This window comes from Rhizobacter sp. P2_H2, assembly GCF_056403375.1.
Window position 1 is genome coordinate 1 of the sequence record NZ_JBFUFP010001154.1, and the last position, 1,648, is coordinate 1,648.

At 63.9% G+C, this 1,648-nt stretch carries 2 protein-coding genes; both read right to left on the reverse strand.

Annotated features, from left to right (window positions below; translation table 11 throughout):
- The coding region (locus AC1D15_RS31060; RefSeq protein ID WP_477829064.1) for a type IV pilus secretin PilQ at window positions 1-1,440 on the reverse strand (1,440 nt) is incomplete at its 3' end.
- A gap of 23 nt (window positions 1,441-1,463) precedes the next feature.
- Window positions 1,464-1,648: pilus assembly protein PilP (locus AC1D15_RS31065; protein WP_477829065.1), on the reverse strand; the 185-nt coding region annotated here is incomplete at its 5' end.

Here is a 1,648-nt window from a genome sequence, read left to right on the forward strand (position 1 = left end):
CACGCCACCATTGAGGCCGCGCAAGTCGGAGTAGCCCAGCTTCGCCCCCAGCGAGCGACCGAAGCTGTCGTTCGCTTCGACGATGCGCGCTTCGATCAGCACCTGCCGCACTGGCACGTCGATCTTGGTGATCATCGCCTGCACTTCCTCGAGCTTCGAGGGAATGTCGCTGACGAACAGCTGGTTGGTGCGGGTTTCGAAGATCACGCTGCCACGGGTCGTCAGGATGCGCGACGCGGTGCCACTGCCACCCGTCGTGTTCTGACCGGTCAGGCCCTTGGCCACTTCTTCGGCCTTCGTGTAGTTGAGCTGGAACGACTGCGTGCGCACCGGCTCCAGGTTGGCGATCTGCGCCTTCGCCTCGAGGTCGATCTTCTCTTTCGACGCGAGCTCATCCTTCGGGGCGATCCAGATCACGTTGCCCGACTTGCGCAGCCCCAGGCCCTTGGCCTGCAGGATGATGTCTAGCGCCTGGTCCCACGGCACATCCTTCAGGCGCAACGTCACGTTGCCGGTGACAGTGTCGCTCGTGACGACGTTGAAGTTGGTGAAGTCGGCAATGACCTGCAGCAGCGCGCGAACCTCGATGTTCTGGAAGTTCAGCGACAGCTTCTCGCCCGCATAACCCGGCCCCTGCACCAGCTTGTTCGGATCCTGCTTCTGCTGGCGCACTTCCAGCACGAACTGGTTGTCGGTCTGGTACGCGCTGTGCTCCCAGGCACCACGCGGCTCGACGACCATGCGCACACGGTCACCGTTCTGGAAGGTCGAGACGCTCTGCACCGGCGTGCCGAAGTCGGTCACGTCGAGCTTGCGTCGGAGGTTCTCCGGCAGGTTCGAGCGCAGGAATTCGACCACCAGGCTCTGGCCCTGCTGGCGGATGTCGACCCCGACCTGGTTGTTCGGCAGGTCGACCACGACCCGGCCCGCACCGTCCTGGCCGCGACGGAAGTCGATGCCCTTCAGCGGCATCGGCGCGTCGTTCAGATTCTCCGCAAAGCGGGTCGATTCACCCGCCACCGGCGCCTTGGCCGTGGCAGCGATGCCGCCCGCCGGTGCCGACGTTTCCATCACCACCACCAGCACCTTGCCTTCGAGCTGCGCCCGATAATTGGACGCCGTCTTGAGGTTCATGACCAGCCGCGTGCGATCACCCGACTGCGCGATGTTGATCGAGCGGATGTTGCCCTGGTTGATGTCCAGGTTCGACTTGCCCATCGCATTGCCGACCCCGGGCAGGTCGAGCGCGATGCGCGGCGGCGTCTGGACCGTGAAGCCGGTCGGCACCGCCGCCAGCGGCTCGGACAGTTCGATGCGCACGACCTCTGCACCCGCCTGTTGGGAGCTGTTGATGGACTGGATGGCGTTCTGCGCCCACGCAGACAAGGACGCACCGAAGAGCAACGCGAGCGCAACGCTTCGAACTTGCCACTTACCCATGATCTGTTTCTCCTGCATGTTCTTCACCGCGCCCGTTCCTGAAGCTGAAGAGAGCTCGTACGCTCGATCCACTCACCCGCCGCGTCCTGCACGATTTCGCGCAGCGAGACGTCCGTCTCGGAAATCTTGGTGACCTTGCCGTAGTTCTGGCCCAGGTAGTCACCCGTCTTCACCTGGTACAGCAGGTTGTCGACCCGCAGCAGCGCGT